Source organism: Enterobacter cloacae complex sp. HYC042_NIDB, from assembly GCF_056673315.1.
Window position 1 is genome coordinate 4,697,755 of sequence record NZ_CP109650.1, and the last position, 18,001, is coordinate 4,715,755.

Below are 18,001 nucleotides of genomic sequence, written 5' to 3' on the forward strand. Positions count from 1 at the left end.
GTGCGCGCATGTTACGCCAGCAGTAACTGTGGCGTCAACACGCAACGGAACGCTGAAGGGCATTAATTGACCTTCACTGTATAAGGCTAGCAGATTATTGCAAAATAATGATATTTTTCTGAATGTTAGACTGTTTCCAGCTTCGCGTAGGCCGCCACCAGCCATTTGATCCCCTGCCCCTGGAACGCGACCTGCAGGCGGCTGTGCTCGCCGCTGCCTTCCAGATTCACAATGGTACCTTCGCCAAACTTCGAATGGCGCACGCGCTGGCCCAGCTTGTAGCCGGTGTCGGTTTCAGAGATCGGCGAGCCCATGCGCGGATGGCTAACCGGACGGCTGATGCTCGCCCGCAGACGCACCTCTTCCACGCACTCTTCCGGCAGTTCGCCGATGAAGCGCGACGGACGGTGATAGACCTCTTTACCGTACAGGCGGCGGGTTTCAGCGTAGGTTAGCGTCAGCTTCTGCATCGCTCGCGTCACGCCCACGTAAGCCAGACGACGTTCTTCTTCCAGACGCCCGCCTTCATCGAGCGACATCTGGCTTGGGAACATGCCCTCTTCCATGCCGACGATAAACACCTGCGGGAACTCCAGACCTTTGGCGGAGTGCAGGGTCATCAGCTGAACCGCGTCCTGCCAGGTGTCCGCCTGCCCTTCACCCGCCTCCAGTGCGGCGTGAGAGAGGAACGCCTGCAGCGGCATCAGGTCTTCGTCTTCTTCGTTGTAGCTGAACTGGCGCGTTGCCGTGACCAGTTCCTCTAAGTTCTCTATACGGGTCTGCCCCTTTTCGCCTTTTTCCTGCTCGTACATGGTACGCAGCCGGAGTCTTTAATCACCCGGTCGGTCTGCACGTGCAGCGGCATGTCGGCGGTTTCCTGCGCCAGGGCATCAATTAATTCCAGGAAGCGCTGGAGCGCGCTGGCGGCGCGCCCGGCGAGGGCTTTTTCCTGCAGCAGCTCGCGGCACGCCTGCCACAGCGTCAGCTGGCGGTCGCGCGAGGCCTGACGCACCACGTCCAGCGTACGGTCGCCAATCCCGCGGGTCGGCGTGTTCACCACGCGCTCAAACGCCGCGTCGTCGTTGCGGTTGGCGATCAGGCGCAGATACGAAAGCGCATCTTTGATCTCCTGACGTTCGAAGAATCGCATGCCGCCGTAAATGCGGTACGGCATGCTCACCTGCAGCAGCGCCTCTTCCAGCACGCGCGACTGGGCGTTGCTGCGGTAGAGAATGGCGCACTGCTCCAGCGCGCCGCCGTTGTCCTGCCAGGTTTTGATGCGGTTCACCACGAAGCGCGCTTCGTCGAGCTCGTTGAAGGCGCAGTAAATCGAGATCGGTTCGCCGTCGACGCCGTCGGTCCACAGCTTTTTGCCCAGACGCCCGTTGTTGTTCTCAATCAGGGCGTTGGCCGCGCTCAGGATGTTGCTGGTTGAGCGATAGTTCTGCTCCAGACGGATGGTTTCCGCGCCGGGAAAATCGTTGAGGAAGCGCTGGATGTTCTCCACCTGCGCGCCGCGCCAGCCGTAGATAGACTGGTCGTCATCACCCACGATCATCACCTTGCCGGTATCTCCGGCCAGCAGGCGGATCCACGCGTACTGGATGTTGTTGGTATCCTGGAATTCGTCCACCAGGATGTTGGTGAAGCGTTCGCGGTAGTGCTGCAGGATATGCGGTTTGTTGAGCCACAGCTCGTGGGCGCGCAGCAGCAGCTCGGCGAAATCCACCAGGCCGGCGCGGTCGCACGCTTCCTGATAGGCCTTATAGACGTTCTGCCAGGTCTGCTCGACCGGATTACCGAAGCTCTGGATATGGTGCGGGCGCAGCCCTTCGTCTTTCTGACCGTTGATGTACCACATCGCCTGACGCGGTGGCCACTGCTTCTCGTCGAGGTTCATCGCCTTGATCAGGCGCTTCAGCAGACGGAGCTGATCTTCGCTGTCGAGGATCTGGAAATCCTGCGGCAGGTTAGCGTCCATATGGTGCGCGCGCAGCAGACGGTGCGCCAGGCCGTGGAAGGTGCCAACCCACATGCCGCCCTGGCTGGTGCCCATCAGCTGGGCGATACGGTGACGCATCTCCGCCGCCGCCTTGTTGGTAAACGTCACAGCCATAATCGAGTACGGTGAGCAGTTTTCCACGCTCTGCAGCCAGGCGATACGGTGAACCAGCACGCGTGTCTTACCACTCCCCGCCCCAGCCAGAACCAGCAGGTTGGTGCGCGAGGCGGCAACCGCGTCACGCTGTTTGTCATTAAGGCTGTCGAGCAGGTAAGAAACGTCCATTGGCACCGTCACGTCATGTCGGGCAGGCAAATGTTTCCACTCGCCAAAACCCTGTTAATTTATACAGAACAATTGATGATTATATCAGCGTCGTGAGGGATGCCAACCGCGAAATTTCCACGTGCGGCAGAAGACGGCTGTCTGTTGCGGTCATCAGCTCCGCATTTTCTGGCTTGATCCAGCAGGCCTGCATGCCGCAGCGGATGGCACCGGCCACGTCTGTGGTCAGGTCATCGCCCACGTGCAGGATCTCACCCAGCGGCAGGTTAAGCTTCTCCGCTGCCAGATGGTACATGTCGCTGAACGGCTTCGCGCGCCCGTGCGGACCCGCGCGCAGCACGAATTCAAAATAATCGCTGAGGCCAAACAGCTCCGGCTGGGCATTGCCGTTGGTGATGGCCACCAGCGGCCACTTTTCGGCAAGCTTCGCCAGCGTGTCGTGGGTTTCCTGTGGCACGTCGATGCGGCTACGCCATTTGGCGAAGTTTTCCATTGCCGCTTCGGCACCGACGGCGGCATCCTGTGCGCTCAGACCCGCGTTCAGCATCGCCTGCTCAACCGCGCGACGACGCCATTCGGTCACGTCGTGGTAAATGTCCGGCTCGGTCTCCCGCAGGGACTGGCGCAGCTTCTGGAAATCCTTGTTTTGCATCGCTTTCAGCGCCGGATGGTAGTTCTGCACAAACGCCAGCGACTCCTGCTCGGTACGCAGGATCACCTCGCGGTTGTCATAAAGGGTGTCATCAAGGTCAAACGTCAGGGCTGAGATCTGACCGAGTGGGCGGTAAAAACGCATTATTTCCCCCGTTTGGCGCGTGGATGCGCCGCGTCATACACCGAGGCAAGGTGTTGGAAGTCTAAGTGGGTATAGATTTGAGTGGTCGACAGATTCGCGTGGCCAAGCAGTTCCTGTACGCCACGGAGATCGCCACTCGATTCCAGCATGTGTGTCGCAAAGGAGTGGCGCAGCTTGTGGGGATGCACGTGGCTGTTCAGCCCCTGCTTGATGCCCCACTCCGCAAAGCGCTTCTGCACGTTACGCGCGGAGATCCGCTTGCCGAGCTTTGATAAAAACAGCGCATCCTCTTCCGCGCCAAACAGGCCGCGCAGATCCAGCCAGTGCTCAATCCAGGAGACGGCGTTGCGGCCAATCGGCAGGCGGCGCTCTTTGCTGCCCTTGCCCATCACCCACACTTCGCCGGATTCCAGATCGAGATGCTTTAAGTCGAGTTTAACCAGTTCGGAGAGACGCAGGCCCGCGCCGTACATCACCTCCAGCATCGCGCGGTCGCGCACGGCGAGCGGATCGTTCAGATCGATATCCAGCAGGCGGTTTACGTCGTCGACGTCGATATTTTTCGGCAGATGGCGCGGGGCTTTTGGCGTGGCGATCCCTTTTGCCGGGTTAGCTTTCAGCTTGCCCTGGCTGACCAGCCAGTCGAAAAAGCTGCGCAGGGCAGAGAGCCGGAGCGCAAGGCTCGCCGGGCTAAGATTTTTTTTACGGCTACGCACGACGAACCCGCGTACCGTGGCGGCGTCACATTGTTGCCAGCTTTTCAGGCCGATTTCTTCGGCAATCTGCATGATGGCATCAAGCTGACGCTGATAGTTAAGCAGCGTGATGGGGCTGAGCTGACGCTCAACGCCCAGATAGCGCAGAAACCGCGAGACGTCAGTGGCGAGCAGTCCGTCCGTCATACGCGTTCAATCCAGCGCTCCAGCAGCTCAGGCAGCATCAGGGCGATCTCCTGCAGCAGGTGCGTGGCTTGCCCCTGCTCATAGTGGTGCGCGTCGCGGCTGGTAAATAATATGACCCCCAGGTCGCCATCGCGTCCCATCAGCGACATCGCCACCGAGCCAATCGCTTTGGCTTCCGGCAGCACTACCAGCAGCTCAGGTCCGTTCAGCGGCCCCAGATAGTGATGCTCATGGCCCAGGCGCTGAATGCGCAGCGGTTCAAACGCCTGACGGCTGAGCGCCAGATGGGTAAAGCCGGACGGCGCGCCGATGCGCCAGCGGTCAGGGAACAGACGAATCGTTGCGCCCGCCAGCCCCAGCTCGCGCGCCCAGCGGTGGAAGCGGCTGAGAAACTCTTCAAGGCTGTGCGCCGAAGCCAGACGCGCCTGCAGGTGCAGAAGGCGATAGAACAGGCTTTCGTTGGTGCTGGCCTGCTCCATCAGCAGCGTCATGTTCTCTTCGAGCTGATGGATGTGATTGCGCGAGCGCGCCATGTGCCATTCAACCAGCGACACGGTCTCGCGAACCGGATGCGGCACGCGCATCCGTTCGACGACGCGTGCATTGCGGATAAAAAACTCAGGATTGTGCAGCAGGTAATCCACAACGGCGCTGTCGTCCAGCTCCGTTAAGGGTTCCCGCAGTTCTTCCCCTGGTTGCTTCATAGATGGATAAACCCGTCATAAACATGTGTCGCCGGGCCAGTCATGTACAGTGGATGACCCGCTCCTTTCCAGGCAATATCAAGACGCCCGCCCGGTAATTCCACGCGAACCTCTTCTGCCAGTAACCCCTGCGAGATACCCACGGCCACCGCCGCACAGGCACCGCTTCCGCAGGCCTGGGTTTCGCCTGCGCCGCGCTCGTAAACCCGCAGGCGAATGTGTTCACGCTTCACCACCTGCATGAAACCGATGTTCGCCCGCTCCGGGAAGCGCTCGTGGCTTTCCAGCACCGGGCCGAGCGTTTCGACCGCGGCAGTTTGCACATCATCCACCTGAATCACGCAGTGCGGGTTACCCATCGAGACAACGCCGCACAATACTGTCTGCTCGGCCGCCCGCATAATATAGGTCTTTTCCGCTTTGTTTGCGCGAAACGGCACGGCGGAAGGCTCGAAGTTAGGCTCACCCATATTGACGCGCACCAGCTCATCGTCGGTAACGCTGAGCACCATACGACCGTTGGCGGTACTGACGCGGATATCGCGCTTATTGGTGAGCCCTTTCAGGCGGACAAAGCGGGCGAAACAGCGCGCGCCATTGCCGCACTGGTTAACCTCACTGCCGTCAGCGTTGAAAATACGGTAGTGGAAATCGAGGTCAGGATCGTAGGGCGGCTCAACCACCAGCAGCTGATCGAACCCCACGCCCACGTGCCGATCCGCCAGGCGGCGGATCAGTTCCGGGGAGAAAAACACATTCTGCGTTACCGCGTCGACGACCATAAAATCGTTGCCAAGGCCATGCATTTTAGAGAACTGCATCATTTGCTCCATTGCGCGGGTACAGAACGTTGTCGTCAGAGGTTAACCTGAGTCGGACCGCCGTTATCGCCACGATCGTTAGTCTTTGGCGTGGAAGACTCGATGCCGCTGTTAACCGGTTTTGTCGGCGGCGGCGCGGTTTTATCCGCAGGCGGGAAGTAGAGTGGTCCCTTCAGTCCGCAGCCGGTCAGGCTAAACAGCGTGATGAGAACGGCAAGCGTTCGGAAAGCGTTTTTCATTATAAAGTTGCCCGTAAGTTCAAATCTGTTTCTATCATCGCAGGAGAAGACACAAAAGCAAGAGTTTGCCGCTTTCCTGCAACGGGAATTATTTAGCGTTATACTGCCGCCATCACGAAAAACAGGAACAAAACCATGAACGACAGTGAATTCCATCGCCTTGCCGACACCCTGTGGATGACCATCGAAGAACGTATCGACGACTGGGACGGCGACAGCGATATCGATTGTGAAATCAACGGCGGCATTCTGACCCTGAGCTTCGAAAACGGCAGCAAAATTATTATTAACCGTCAGGAGCCGCTTCACCAGGTGTGGCTGGCGGCCAAACAGGGCGGCTATCACTTTGATTTGAAGGGTGACGAGTGGGTTTGCGATCGCAGCGGCGAAACGTTCTGGGATCTGCTGGAACAGGCGGCGACCGCGCAGGCGGGCGAGGAAGTGCGTTTCAGGTAGTTTTGTTGCCCGGTAGCGGCTGCGCCTTACCGGGCGAAAAGCCTCAGGAGAAATACTGCTGCAACAGCGGTGCAGTATCCTGATTCGCAGGCGCCGCAGGGGTAATCGCCTGCGTACGGAACGGGATCACCTGCGCTCGGCCATCCACGTTCACAATCTGGTAGAACTGCGGCAGGTTGAAGTTGATAAAGCTGGAACCGTAGGTGAAACGGTCATGCGAGGAAGAGTAGAAGCGGCTGACGTCGCGCACCAGCTCCTCTTTGCTGCCTTCACAGTGGTGATACACCTCGGCGCGGTTGGTCTCATCCAGAATGTAGATGTTGAACCCGGCATCGTCGCCCGACTCTTCAAAGAAGAACTGAATAATCCCTTCACTGGCAAAGCCATCCACCACCTGCGGCAGCTTGACGTGGTTGGTTTCCACTTGAACCGACAGGCCGTGCAGCTTGTTGTGTGAAATCGCGCCGTAGAACTCGATAGCGTTTTCCAGCTTCTGCACCGACACGTTCAGACGCTCGAAGAACAGGCCCCACGTCTGCCCGGAGACGCGCAGCGCTTTAAAGCGCCCGGTTTCCTGACGGGTGCTGGAGAGGCGCAGTTCGATGCATTCAGAGACCAGCTGCTGCACGCGGGTACGAATCAACCCACGCAGATGCTGGCTGTAGCAGAACACTTCCACGCTGTCCGGCGGCGCGGCATCCTGGTGCATCTTGCCGAGAATGGTTTTCAGCGCTTCAATCATCGCCTGCTCGCCGTTGAAGTGCAGGGTACGCACTTCGTTCCACGAGTTGCGGTAAAGCAGGTCTACGCTGCCCACCAGGCAGTTTTGCTGCTCGCCAAAGCTGAAGACGTCCAGCTTGCGGAAGTCAAAATGGACTACCTGATTGCGGAAGGCCGCCGTCGGGTCGTACTCCAGGTTGACGATAATCGCCAGATGGCGAATCTCACACGGGCTGTAGAGCGCTTTTGGCGTTGGGGCAGGCAGACGCAGCGGGAAGTGGTGCGACACATCCGCCACCATCTCCTGCAGCTTGGCTAAATCGACGACCTCATTGCCCTTGATAAACAGGCGCGTGCGCGAGGTCAGCAGGCCGTTAAACCAGGCCCACGCCACCAGCTTGTTCAGATAGCGGTTATATTCCAGCGGCTGATGGCTGATGATGGAATCCATGCTTGGCGCACGGTTGTACAGATACCACCCGGTGCGGTTTGCGCGGCCCGGCGGCACATAGATAAAGGTCAGGTTTGGTTCAGACAGGTCAGGCGAAATCTGCGGGTTAACCAGGGTCACTTTGCCCGGCAGCGCTTCAAACGCGGCGTACAGCTTACGGGTTAACACCCCGATATCCTGCGGGCTGGCGGAAACGCTAAGGTTATTGCGGCGCGCAAAGCGGATCAGGTTACGGTAGCTTTGCATCATCGCGTCGAGCAGTTCGTTGTGCGCTTCACGCACCTGATCGATCTTCCAGTTGGCGCGGTTATCAAGCATGGACAGGCGCGCTTCGTCCCATCCCCACTCTTTCACTAGCTGACTGACCACTTCACGACGCCAGCCCACGCAGGCGCGCTCGCGGCTCAGCTTTTCACAGACCTTGAGATAGAAACATCGACGCACCAGGTCAAGACGCGTGGCGTCATCAATGGCTTTCAGGTATTCGGTAACGCGCTCCAGCATCATGCAGTAGGCGTCGAGCCCATAGGAGACAATTTCGCCATCGTGCAGGCGCTGCTTGATATCTTTCGCCAGCAGGCGCGGCGTAGGGTATTCCCACGAGTAGGCTTCAAGCAGCAGGGTTTTCAGCACCGCTTTGTACGGTGAATCAATGCTCTTGTAGAGCTGCCAGAGGCTTGCGCCAAAGTACTCTTCGGCGGACAGGGAGCTGAGGCCGCCCAGGTCCAGCCATTCGTTTGGCGTCAGTACGCCCTGCGCGTAAAGCGACATGACGTAGTCGTCGTAATGCTCTTCTTCTTCGCACGGGACCATATTCCACAGAATACGCTTCCCGGCCAGACGAACGGCAGTACGGTAAAATTCATCCAGCAACAGGATGTGCTGAGTCGAGCCGCAGTCTTCACCACCCAGACTGCCGCTTTCATTATGGCGGAAACGGTTTTCATCAATCAGGAAGAAGCTCACTTCCACGCCAAGCGAGGCCGCCCAGCTTTCCAGCAGGCTGCATTTACGCTGTAGCAGCTGGCGCTCTTCGTTATCGAGCCAGGATTGATGGCAGACCCAGATATCCAGGTCCGAAGAACAGCTCTGCCCTACCGATGAGGTGCTCCCCATCGAGTAAACGCCGGTAATCGGCAGTTCACCTTTCGGAGAAACCTGAGGCGGCATGCCGCGGTAGAGTTCCAGCTCGTTCAGATAATGCTGTTGGGTTTCATCAGGCGTGAAGAGGCAAATGCCCTGGGGAACGTTACCATCAAGGTAGCCAGGCATTAGCGGGTGGTGATAGTGCAATAATGTCGGCAGCAGACTGTATACCTGCTGGAAAGCAGGGCCCATGGCAGCAAGCGCGCGATCCACACGCAGTTGATTTATGGCATCCAGTCTCTGTTTCAGAGTCTCAATATAGAGGTACAAGACGTATCGCCTGATGTTTCCGGGTGTCGTAAGCTATTCAAAACACGAATAACAGCGAGCCCGCAGTATTTCAAAAAGATAACCGTTACCCTTTTTTCGCCCTTGTCATTATGGTGGTACCGACGAAAAAATGGTCTAAAACGTGATCAATTTAACACCTTGCCGGTTGACCGTAAAGAAAGATGCGCTACATACAAGTGTAGCACCGTTCTGTACGTGTAAATTCCTGAATACGGCTATGGCTGACGAATACGCCGCCTTGTCCCTCTCACGCTTCATCAACCGTAAAACTGCCATCCCAGAGTCAACAATGTTAGGATGGTTAGCGATTGATAATGACGGTAACAAGCATGTTAGACAATGTTTTGAGAATTGCCACACGCCAAAGCCCTCTCGCGCTCTGGCAGGCACATTATGTTAAGCAGCGCCTTGAAGCCTGCCACAGTGGATTGCGCGTCGAACTGGTGCCGATGGTCACGCGCGGTGACGTGATTCTGGATACGCCGCTGGCGAAAGTGGGCGGCAAGGGCCTGTTTGTCAAAGAGCTGGAACTGGCATTGCTTGAGAACCGCGCCGATATCGCCGTACATTCGATGAAAGACGTGCCCGTCGAGTTCCCGGAAGGGCTGGGGCTGGTGACCATCTGCGAGCGCGAAGATCCGCGTGACGCGTTTGTCTCGAACCACTATGACTCGCTCGACGCGCTGCCGGCGGGTAGCGTGGTTGGCACGTCCAGTTTACGCCGTCAGTGTCAGCTGGCGGAGCGTCGTCCTGACCTTATCATCCGCTCGCTGCGCGGTAACGTTGGCACGCGTCTGGGCAAGCTGGATAACGGCGATTACGATGCCATTATTCTTGCGGTTGCAGGCCTGAAGCGCCTGGGGCTGGAGGAACGCATTCGCGTGGCGTTGCCACCAGAGCTGTCGCTGCCGGCCGTCGGACAGGGCGCCGTCGGCATTGAGTGCCGTCTGGACGATGCGCGCACCCGCGAGCTTCTCGCTCCGCTGAACCATGACGAGACCGCAACCCGCGTAAAAGCCGAGCGGGCGATGAATACTCGCCTCGAAGGCGGGTGTCAGGTGCCGATTGGCAGCTATGCTGAACTAACAGACGGTGAACTGTGGCTGCGTGCGCTGGTGGGCGCGCCGGACGGTTCACAGATGGTGCGCGGCGAACGTCGCGGCAAGCCGCAGGATGCCGAGCAGCTTGGCGTGTCGCTGGCAGAAGAGCTGCTGAATAACGGCGCGCGTGAAATTCTGGCCGAGGTCTATAACGGAGAACCCCCTGCATGAGTATTCTTGTCACCCGCCCTTCTCCCGCAGGAGAGCAGTTAGTGAGCCGTCTGCGCGCACTGGGGCAGGTGGCCTGGAGTTTTCCGCTAATTGAATTCTCCCCCGGTCGGGAGCTCTCTGCGCTCGCCGACCAGATGAATACCCTGCAGGAAGGCGACCTGCTGTTTGCGCTATCGCAGCATGCCGTGGAATTTGCCCATGCGCAGCTGCAACAGGCGGGGACACGCTGGCCGACCGCTCCGCGCTATTTCGCTATCGGCAGAACCACCGCGCTGGCCTTACATACCGTGAGTGGAACAGACGTTCGCTACCCGTTGGATCGGGAAATCAGCGAAGTCTTGCTACAATTACCTGAATTACAAACTATTGCCGGAAAGCGCGCGCTCATTTTGCGCGGCAACGGTGGCCGCGAACTGCTGGGTGAAACGCTGCGGGAACGCGGGGCTGACGTCACGTTTGTTGAGTGCTACCAGCGCTGTGCGAAACACTACGACGGTGCAGAAGAGGCGATGCGCTGGCACGCGCGCGGTATTAATACGCTGGTGGTCACCAGCGGTGAAATGTTACAACAGCTTTGGTCGCTGATACCGCGTTGGTATCGCGAAAACTGGTTACTCCGCTGTCGGCTTCTGGTCGTCAGTGAGCGTCTGGCGAACCTCGCCCGGGAACTGGGCTGGCAGGATATTCGGATCGCTGATAACGCCGACAACGATGCGCTGCTGCGCGCATTACAATAACTCTCAAATGGGAAGCCATAATGACGGAACACGAAAAATCCTCCGCCGTGGTTGAAGAGACCAGGGAGACTGTGGAGACAACGCCACAGCCAGAGACGACTGAGAAAACCGCTGAGAAGAAAAACGGCAGCAATAAAACCAGCCTCGCGCTGAGCGCGATTGCCATCGCCATTGCGCTGGCAGCAGGCGTCGGCCTGTATGGTCTGGTAAAGCAACAGAGTGCTAACCAGACGGCCACCAGCGATACGCTGGTCAATCAGCTTACCTCCCTGCAAAAAGCGCAGGAAACGCAGAAAACCGAGCTGGAAGCGGTGATTAAGCAGCAGGCCGCCGCGCTTGCCGAGGCGAACAGCAAACAGGAAGAGCTGACCAAACAGCTGGGCGAAGTACAGCAGAAAGTAGCCACCATCTCCGGCACCGATGCCAAAACCTGGCTGCTCTCGCAGGCCGATTTCCTCGTCAAACTCGCCGGGCGTAAGCTGTGGAGCGATCAGGACGTGACCACCGCCGCCGCGCTGCTGAAAAGCGCCGATGCGAGCCTGGCCGACATGAACGATCCGAGCCTCATTACCGCGCGCCGTGCGATTACCGAAGATATCGCCAGCCTCTCCGCCGTTTCACAGGTGGATTACGACGGCATTATCCTCAAGGTGAACCAGCTTTCGAATCAAATAGATAACCTGCAGCTGGCGGATAACAATGACGACGACTCCCCGATGGACTCTGACGGTACCGAGCTGTCCAGCTCCCTGAGCGAATGGCGCATAAACCTGCAGAAAAGCTGGCAGAACTTTATGGACAGCTTCATCACCATCCGCCGTCGCGATGAAACCGCCGTACCGCTGTTAGCGCCGAATCAGGATATCTATCTGCGCGAAAACATCCGTTCCCGCCTGCTGGTCGCGGCGCAGGCCGTGCCGCGCCATCAGGAAGAAACGTACAAACAGGCGCTGGATAACGTCTCGACGTGGGTACGCGCCTACTACAACACCGATGATGCAACGACCACCGCCTTCCTCGAAGATATCGACAAGCTGAGCCAGCAGAACATCACCATGAACGTGCCGGATAAACTGGCCAGCCAGCCAATTCTGGAGAAGCTGATGCAGACGCGCGTGCGTAACCTGCTGGCGCAGCCGGGCGTTCCGGCCGGGCAGACCGGCACAGCGGCGGCACCAGCGCCTGAAAGCGCGCCACAGGGAGAGTAATGATGCTAAAAGTCCTTTTACTCTTCATCCTGCTGATCGCCGGGATCGTCCTGGGCCCGATGCTTGCGGGTCATCAGGGATACGTCCTGATCCAGACCGATAACTACAACATTGAAACCAGCGTAACGGGTCTGGCGATCGTGCTGATCCTCGGCGTCGTGGTCCTGCTTGCCGTTGAATGGATCCTGCGCCGTATTTTCCGCACCGGTGCCCATACCCGCGGCTGGTTCGTTGGCCGTAAGCGCCGCCGCGCCCGTAAGCAAACGGAACAGGCACTGCTAAAGCTGGCCGAAGGCGATTACCAGCAGGTTGAAAAGCTGATGTCGAAAAACGCCGACCACGCGGAACAGCCGGTGGTGAACTATCTTCTGGCCGCCGAAGCGGCGCAGCAGCGCGGTGATGAAGCCCGCGCTAACCAGCATCTGGAACGCGCGTCAGAACTGGCGTCTGGCGACCCGATTCCAGTGGAAATTACCCGCGTCCGCCTGCAGCTCGCGCGCAATGAGAACCACGCGGCGCGCCACGGCATTGACCGTCTGCTGGAAATCGCACCGCGTCATCCGGAAGTCCTGCGCCTTGCGGAGCAGGCCTATATTCGTACCGGAGCGTGGGGCTCGTTGCTGGATATCATTCCGTCGATGGCGAAGGCCGAGGTGGGTGATGATGAACATCGTGATGAACTTCAGCGTCTGGCATGGATTGGCCTGATGGATCAGGCGCGCGCCGACCTGGGCAGCGAAGGCCTGAAAACCTGGTGGAAGAATCAGAGCCGGAAAACGCGCCTGCAGGTCCCCCTGCAGGTGGCCATGGCGGAACATCTTATTGAATGTGACGATCATGACACCGCCCAGGAGATCCTTCTCGACGGCCTGAAGCGCCAGTACGACGATCGCCTGGTCATGGTGATCCCGCGCCTGAAAACCAATAACCCTGAGCAGGTCGAAAAAGTGCTGCGCCAGCAGATCAAAACCGTCGGTGACCGTCCGCTGCTGTGGAGTACCCTGGGCCAGTCGCTGATGAAGCACGGCGAATGGCAAGAGGCGAGCCTGGCCTTCCGTGCGGCACTGAAACAGCGTCCGGACGCGTTTGACTACGCGTGGCTTGCCGATACGCTGGACAAACAGCATAAGCCAGAAGAGGCGGCCGCTATGCGGCGCGATGGGCTGTTGCTGACGCTGCAAAATAACGGTAACCCGCAATAAATAAAAAAGGAGGCCAGACGGCCTCCTTTTTTTATCGCCTTTCTCCTGCTACATTCTTTACACCCACATCTGCAAACGAACCCGCCAATGTAACGATGTCTTTTCATTAATCTTTTTTCACACACGCGCACTTTCTGCAGCGTGGATTAAATCGTTTTTGAAAGGAAATCTTCATGAACTCGCTTTTGTATGCGCTTATTGAAGCGCTGCGCTGCCACCGCTGGCTGCGCCTGCTTGCCTGTGCTTTTATCTTTTCTTCGCTGGGAAATGGTTTAACCCAGGTCGTGGTCTTTGGTTTACTGTTAGCGTGGTCGGCCCCGCCCGCCCTGCTCACCCTCGCTTTTCTTTTCGCAACGGTTCCGGGATTCATCGGCAGCGCGATCGGCGAAAAGCTGTGCTCGCGCTATTCTCCAGTATTCCTGCTGATACTGACCGAGGGGCTGGGATTGCTCGCCCTACTCTTCCCCCTGCTCGGTGCGGGTTATCACAGCATTGCCTCGCTACTCGCCGTGCAATCCACCGAAGCGCTGCTCAGCGGGATGAGCTGGCCCGCGCTGACATTGCTCTTTAAACGCGGACTTAGCGAAACAGAGCTGCCTGCTGCGACCTGTCTGGAAAATGTGATTTTTGCTTCTCAGGTGTTATTAGGTACTGGACTCGGCGTGGTGCTATTCAAGCAGACCTCCGTGTTTACCTTGCTGGCTATTGATGCCGCCAGTTTTCTCGGGTCGCTGCTGCTGCTGTGGCTGGCTGGGCGGCGGTTTTCTGCGCCATTGCTACCTCTCCCCGGTGAAGAGGCAGCCCACGCGCCACTGCGCTGGCGGACGTTGACCGTTCGGCAAAAGCGCAGCCTGCTCATTTTGCCGGCGCTGGCGGCCGTCGGCTCACCGGCTATGGCGCTACTTCCGGCCCTGGCGCAGCAGCTCCATCCTCAGGATGCGGCGGGCCTTGCTCTGCCTCTGCTTTTCGCAAGGAGCATGGGGCAACTTTGCGGCCCCATGCTGCTAAAAAAAGAGAGCCTGACGCGCTTTGCCGTCCACACGCCGCGAATCATCGTTTGTCTCGGTATTTTTCTTGCCGCTTATGGAATGCTGCCGTTGTTATCCGGGTGGATGGCATGTGCGCTGGGGATAATCTTTATCGCGCATCTGGCCTCAAACGTTCTCTTCGCAGCCGGCACGTTTGGCGTACTCAGCAGTTTTCATATCGCGCAAACCGCGTCAGCCAGCGGTAAAGCCTGGCGCTGGCAAACGCTCAGCGCCTCGCTTTTCACCGGCATTACAGCGATAGTGGCTGTTGGGCTTGGCTCCGTGCTGGCGCTCTATACGGTCTCGTCAGCCGCCCTGCTGTTGGTCGCCCTGATCATGCGTGGGTATCGGGAATAAGACATAAAAAAACGCCTGCTATAAAAGCAGGCGTTAAAACAGGTCTGTAAGACAACATATTTGGTGCTTCACTCAACGTTATGTCCATGGTGTCTGATGAGGCCGAAGCGACATCTGTCAGTGGACGATAAGCACCGTAAATGGCTCTGCGTCATTCCTGAGTTTATGAGGCACTAAGGCGAACATAAGAGATGGAATGAGCATCTACGCGCATATTATTGCACGTAACGTGCCAGATTTACACGCAGAACTTTTACATGGCGCAACATTTTAAGATAAAAGGAAATTATGCTGTTAAGTAGCCTCTGAAGCTTCATAGCGTATCGGCAAAAGCAGAAATATGTCGCCAGGAAGAGACAGTAAATCCCATAAATAATTATTTATCTTATTTTCAATGATTTGCATGTCACTGAATCGCGACAATGATAAAGGGTACTTTCTGGAGATAACGACAGGGGAGAAAACTTACAGAAAACAAAAAACCCCGCCGAAGCGGGGTTCAAAATTGGTCGGCGAGAGAGGATTCGAACCTCCGACCCACTGGTCCCAAACCAGTTGCGCTACCAAGCTGCGCTACTCGCCGATGTACTGCTTTTTTGAATTTTTAGTTCAATTCATTTAAAAAGTCGTGGTGCGAGGGGGGGGACTCGAACCCCCACATCCTAAGGACACTAACACCTGAAGCTAGCGCGTCTACCAATTCCGCCACCTTCGCAATTCACAACTCTTTCAATAATGGGGTGGCTAATGGGATTCGAACCCACGACAACTGGAATCACAATCCAGGGCTCTACCAACTGAGCTATAGCCACCACTGTATTCTTTCACGCGGTACTGACTACTTCTCAGACCACCGCAGCTCTAGCGCCGGGAACTAAAATGGCGCGCCCGACAGGATTCGAACCTGAGACCTCTGCCTCCGGAGGGCAGCGCTCTATCCAGCTGAGCTACGGGCGCTTAGCGCCGTTGCGGGGCTGGATATTACGTACCTCCGTCCCCGCTGTCTAGTGCTTTTTTGAAAAAAATGCGCGTTTGGTTATGGTTTGCACATTTTGCCGCTTATTCCTCCACTTTCTGCGTAGTGGCACGGCGACCCAGGCCAAAAAGCTTATACGCGACCGTCACTGCCGCCAGGAAGATCAGCCCGACAAACAGCGACATGCGGGTATCTTCATTAAAGTACATTCCAATTAATACGCAAATCAGGAATGCCATCGTCAAATAGTTCGCATACGGGAAAAGGATCGAGCGGAACGGATGGCTGGCGATCACTTTTTTATGCGCATGGCGAAAACGCAGCTGGCTAATGAGGATAACAAACCACGGCACCATGCCCGGCAGCACGCTGGCGCTGTAGACGTAAACAAACACGCGCTGCGGATTAGGGATGATGTAATTCAGGCAGGAGCCAATCAGCAGGATGAAAATGGAGACCGCGACGCCCGCTACCGGCACGCCAGCACGTGAGACTTTACTCATTGCCGCAGGCAGCTGGTTATTTTTCGAGAGCGCGTAGAGCATACGGCCACAGCTGTACATCCCGCTGTTACAGCCTGAAAGCGCTGCCGTCAGGACCACAAAGTTGATGATACCCGCTGCTGCTGTAATCCCAATCTTCGCAAAGGTTAATACGAACGGGCTCCCCGTCGTGCCGATTTCGTTCCACGGGAAGATGGTCACAATAACGAAGATTGCGCCCACGTAGAAAATCAGGATGCGCCACAGCACTTTGCCCACCGCGCTACGCAGCGTAACCTGCGGGTTTTTCGCTTCCCCGGCGGTAATCCCGATCAGCTCCACGCCCTGATACGAGGCCACAACAATACACAGCGCCGTCAGGAAGCCCTTCCAGCCGCCGGCGAAGAAGCCGCCGTGTTCAGTCAGGTTGCCAAAGCCGATGGCGTGTCCGCCGTTGCCAAAGCCATAGAAAATCACGCCCAGGCCAATAACAATCATCACGATGATGGTGGTTACTTTGATCATCGCAAACCAGAACTCGATTTCACCGTAAAGGCGCACGGCGGCCAGGTTTGCCAGCGCCACCAGCCCCACGGCAATGAGTGCCGGTATCCACTGGACCATGTCCGGGAACCAGAACTGGACATAAACCCCTATGGCGGTGATTTCAGAGATGCCCACCGCCATCCACATAAACCAGTATGACCAGGCCGTCAGGTAGCCGAAGAACGGGCTCATATAACGGTGTGCGTAAACGGCGAAGGAACCGGTCACCGGCTCCAGAAAGAGCATTTCGCCCATTGAGCGCATGATGAAGAAAACAAACAGCCCGGCGATGATATACGCCAGTAATACGGAAGGGCCTGCCCATTTGAGGGTGCTTGCGGAGCCCATAAACAGGCCAACGCCGATAGTGCCGCCCAGCGCTATCAGTTCGATATGACGAGCTTCCAGCCCACGCTGTAGCTCCGGTTGTTTCTCTGCCATAGATCCTCGATTGTGTTTGCTGTTTCCCGGCTTAATACCGGTTATTGTTTTTTAGGGGTACTAAAATACGGTGCGAATGGTTTCTTAAAATAGGCCAAATGGCAAACGATGCATTAAAAAAATGAATGCATTGCACAAATTATCAGCAGTTTTGCAGGTGAGTTGCAGCGCGAACAGCATATCGCGCTACATTTTGATTACATTTTACCGGTATAGTGCCAGGTGAGGTAGCGAAGCAGTCGAATCTGTCGTTTAATGCGGGTGGGTTGGGAGAGCAGACGGTAGAGCCACTCCAGCCCCATATTTTGCCAAATCTTCGGCGCGCGCTTCACGTGGCCGGTAAAGACATCGTAGGTGCCGCCGACGCCCATATAAAGCGCATCCGGGCAGACCAGACGGCAGTCGCGCATCAGGATCTCCTGGCGCGGGGACCCCATCGCCACGGTGACGATTTTTGCCCCGCTGTCGCGCACGCGGGCAAACAAAGCCTGCTGGTCTTCAGGCTTGAAGTAACCATTCTGGCTACCAACAATATTAACATTCCATTGACGACGCAGTTTCTCTTCGGTCTCGGCCAGCACCTCAGGCTTACCGCCAATCAGGAACACCGGCGTACCCTCCGCACCAGCGCGGGCCATAAGCTGCTCCCAGAGATCGGCACCCGCCACGCGAGATACATTAGCGTCAGGATATTTTTTACGGATAGAGCGGACCACGCTGATACCGTCCGCGTATTTAAATTCAGCCGCTTCTATCAGGCTTTTGACTTCGGCGTTATCTTCCACCGCCAGCATCTTTTCCGCATTGATAGCGACCAGCGTACCGGATTTCATCTGCCCATCGGCGAACAGAAAATCCAGCGCGTGCTGCATGTCTCGCCAGCCAATCAGCTGCAAACCACGAAGCGCATAGCGCGGTGCAGAAGTTTTATCAGTCATTA

General features: G+C 57.2%; 14 protein-coding genes, 4 tRNA genes and 1 pseudogene. 6 read left to right on the top strand and 13 right to left on the bottom strand.

Translation table 11 applies throughout. The features are described from left to right. Window positions 1-125 precede the first annotated feature (125 nt). The 6 genes and pseudogenes from uvrD to lptM form a co-directional block, all read right to left on the bottom strand. A pseudogene (uvrD, locus tag OKF39_RS22500) lies at window positions 126-2,287 on the bottom strand (DNA helicase II). Between the two features lie 79 nt (window positions 2,288-2,366). Then, window positions 2,367-3,083 (bottom strand): 5-amino-6-(5-phospho-D-ribitylamino)uracil phosphatase YigB, encoded by a 717-nt coding sequence (yigB, locus tag OKF39_RS22505; RefSeq protein WP_028014792.1) that lies wholly within the window; start codon window positions 3,081-3,083, stop codon window positions 2,367-2,369. After that, the gene (gene xerC / locus OKF39_RS22510; protein WP_479983370.1) at window positions 3,083-3,985 is read right to left on the bottom strand and encodes a tyrosine recombinase XerC; all 903 of its coding nucleotides are present in this window, start codon (window positions 3,983-3,985) and stop codon (window positions 3,083-3,085) included. Before xerC ends, yigB begins: the two co-directional genes overlap by 1 nt. Next, window positions 3,982-4,689 carry a DUF484 domain-containing protein gene (locus tag OKF39_RS22515; RefSeq protein WP_479983371.1) on the bottom strand — a complete coding sequence of 236 codons (708 nt, stop codon included), beginning with the start codon at window positions 4,687-4,689 and terminating at the stop codon, window positions 3,982-3,984. Before OKF39_RS22515 ends, xerC begins: the two co-directional genes overlap by 4 nt. Continuing rightward, on the bottom strand, window positions 4,686-5,510 hold the full coding sequence (gene dapF / locus OKF39_RS22520) for a diaminopimelate epimerase (RefSeq protein ID WP_248040240.1): 825 nt from the start codon (window positions 5,508-5,510) through the stop codon (window positions 4,686-4,688). The genes OKF39_RS22515 and dapF overlap by 4 nt, the downstream gene beginning before the upstream one ends. Window positions 5,511-5,545: 35 nt before the next feature. Beyond that, window positions 5,546-5,749 (bottom strand): LPS translocon maturation chaperone LptM, encoded by a 204-nt coding sequence (gene lptM / locus OKF39_RS22525; RefSeq protein WP_041911830.1) that lies wholly within the window; start codon window positions 5,747-5,749, stop codon window positions 5,546-5,548. Window positions 5,750-5,884: 135 nt separating this feature from the next. Between lptM and cyaY the strand changes: the two genes are divergently transcribed. Next, complete coding sequence (gene cyaY / locus OKF39_RS22530; protein WP_041911829.1) at window positions 5,885-6,205, top strand: iron donor protein CyaY; 321 nt, start codon at window positions 5,885-5,887, stop codon at window positions 6,203-6,205. Between the two features lie 43 nt (window positions 6,206-6,248). Here cyaY and cyaA read toward each other — a convergent pair whose 3' ends face one another. Continuing rightward, entirely contained in the window at window positions 6,249-8,792 is a 2,544-nt protein-coding gene (cyaA, locus tag OKF39_RS22535; protein ID WP_048959723.1) for a class I adenylate cyclase, read from the bottom strand. A gap of 350 nt (window positions 8,793-9,142) precedes the next feature. Between cyaA and hemC the strand changes: the two genes are divergently transcribed. The 5 genes from hemC to OKF39_RS22560 all read left to right on the top strand — a co-directional run bounded on the left by hemC (window position 9,143) and on the right by OKF39_RS22560 (window position 14,616). Continuing rightward, complete coding sequence (gene hemC, locus OKF39_RS22540; protein ID WP_192979146.1) at window positions 9,143-10,084, top strand: hydroxymethylbilane synthase; 942 nt, start codon at window positions 9,143-9,145, stop codon at window positions 10,082-10,084. Next, the gene (hemD, locus tag OKF39_RS22545) at window positions 10,081-10,821 is read left to right on the top strand and encodes a uroporphyrinogen-III synthase (RefSeq protein WP_045631336.1); all 741 of its coding nucleotides are present in this window, start codon (window positions 10,081-10,083) and stop codon (window positions 10,819-10,821) included. The genes hemC and hemD overlap by 4 nt, the downstream gene beginning before the upstream one ends. A 20-nt stretch (window positions 10,822-10,841) precedes the next feature. Further along, window positions 10,842-12,029 (top strand): uroporphyrinogen-III C-methyltransferase, encoded by a 1,188-nt coding sequence (hemX, locus tag OKF39_RS22550; RefSeq protein ID WP_041911826.1) that lies wholly within the window; start codon window positions 10,842-10,844, stop codon window positions 12,027-12,029. A 2-nt stretch (window positions 12,030-12,031) separates the two neighbouring features. Then, entirely contained in the window at window positions 12,032-13,231 is a 1,200-nt protein-coding gene (gene hemY, locus OKF39_RS22555; protein WP_069733813.1) for a protoheme IX biogenesis protein HemY, read from the top strand. A 173-nt stretch (window positions 13,232-13,404) separates the two neighbouring features. Then, a complete protein-coding gene (locus OKF39_RS22560; RefSeq protein ID WP_479983372.1) occupies window positions 13,405-14,616 on the top strand; it encodes an MFS transporter in 1,212 nt (403 codons plus the stop codon). Window positions 14,617-15,122: 506 nt separating this feature from the next. Here OKF39_RS22560 and OKF39_RS22565 read toward each other — a convergent pair. The 6 genes from OKF39_RS22565 to wecG all read right to left on the bottom strand — a co-directional run bounded on the left by OKF39_RS22565 (window position 15,123) and on the right by wecG (window position 17,999). Further along, window positions 15,123-15,199 (bottom strand) — tRNA-Pro (locus OKF39_RS22565). Window positions 15,200-15,245: 46 nt separating this feature from the next. Next, window positions 15,246-15,331: transfer RNA gene (locus tag OKF39_RS22570), tRNA-Leu, on the bottom strand. 21 nt (window positions 15,332-15,352) lie between these two features. Continuing rightward, window positions 15,353-15,428: transfer RNA gene (locus tag OKF39_RS22575), tRNA-His, on the bottom strand. Between the two features lie 68 nt (window positions 15,429-15,496). Further along, a tRNA-Arg gene (locus OKF39_RS22580) sits at window positions 15,497-15,573 on the bottom strand. A gap of 102 nt (window positions 15,574-15,675) precedes the next feature. Then, a complete protein-coding gene (gene thrP, locus OKF39_RS22585) occupies window positions 15,676-17,061 on the bottom strand; it encodes a bifunctional threonine/serine APC transporter ThrP (protein ID WP_479983373.1) in 1,386 nt (461 codons plus the stop codon). A 197-nt stretch (window positions 17,062-17,258) separates the two neighbouring features. After that, complete coding sequence (gene wecG / locus OKF39_RS22590) at window positions 17,259-17,999, bottom strand: lipopolysaccharide N-acetylmannosaminouronosyltransferase (RefSeq protein WP_045631338.1); 741 nt, start codon at window positions 17,997-17,999, stop codon at window positions 17,259-17,261. Window positions 18,000-18,001 lie beyond the last annotated feature (2 nt).

Excerpts from the sequence above, each read along its gene's own strand:
- hemY (WP_069733813.1), top strand. The coding sequence starts at position 12,032 with ATGCTAAAAGTCCTTTTACTCTTCATCCTGCTGATCGCCGGGATCGTC.
- xerC (WP_479983370.1), bottom strand. The coding sequence starts at position 3,985 with ATGACGGACGGACTGCTCGCCACTGACGTCTCGCGGTTTCTGCGCTAT.
- lptM (WP_041911830.1), bottom strand. The coding sequence starts at position 5,749 with ATGAAAAACGCTTTCCGAACGCTTGCCGTTCTCATCACGCTGTTTAGC.
- OKF39_RS22515 (WP_479983371.1), bottom strand. The coding sequence starts at position 4,689 with ATGAAGCAACCAGGGGAAGAACTGCGGGAACCCTTAACGGAGCTGGAC.
- thrP (WP_479983373.1), bottom strand. The coding sequence starts at position 17,061 with ATGGCAGAGAAACAACCGGAGCTACAGCGTGGGCTGGAAGCTCGTCAT.
- wecG (WP_045631338.1), bottom strand. The coding sequence starts at position 17,999 with ATGACTGATAAAACTTCTGCACCGCGCTATGCGCTTCGTGGTTTGCAG.
- hemD (WP_045631336.1), top strand. The coding sequence starts at position 10,081 with ATGAGTATTCTTGTCACCCGCCCTTCTCCCGCAGGAGAGCAGTTAGTG.
- cyaY (WP_041911829.1), top strand. The coding sequence starts at position 5,885 with ATGAACGACAGTGAATTCCATCGCCTTGCCGACACCCTGTGGATGACC.
- hemX (WP_041911826.1), top strand. The coding sequence starts at position 10,842 with ATGACGGAACACGAAAAATCCTCCGCCGTGGTTGAAGAGACCAGGGAG.
- hemC (WP_192979146.1), top strand. The coding sequence starts at position 9,143 with ATGTTAGACAATGTTTTGAGAATTGCCACACGCCAAAGCCCTCTCGCG.
- yigB (WP_028014792.1), bottom strand. The coding sequence starts at position 3,083 with ATGCGTTTTTACCGCCCACTCGGTCAGATCTCAGCCCTGACGTTTGAC.
- dapF (WP_248040240.1), bottom strand. The coding sequence starts at position 5,510 with ATGCAGTTCTCTAAAATGCATGGCCTTGGCAACGATTTTATGGTCGTC.
- OKF39_RS22560 (WP_479983372.1), top strand. The coding sequence starts at position 13,405 with ATGAACTCGCTTTTGTATGCGCTTATTGAAGCGCTGCGCTGCCACCGC.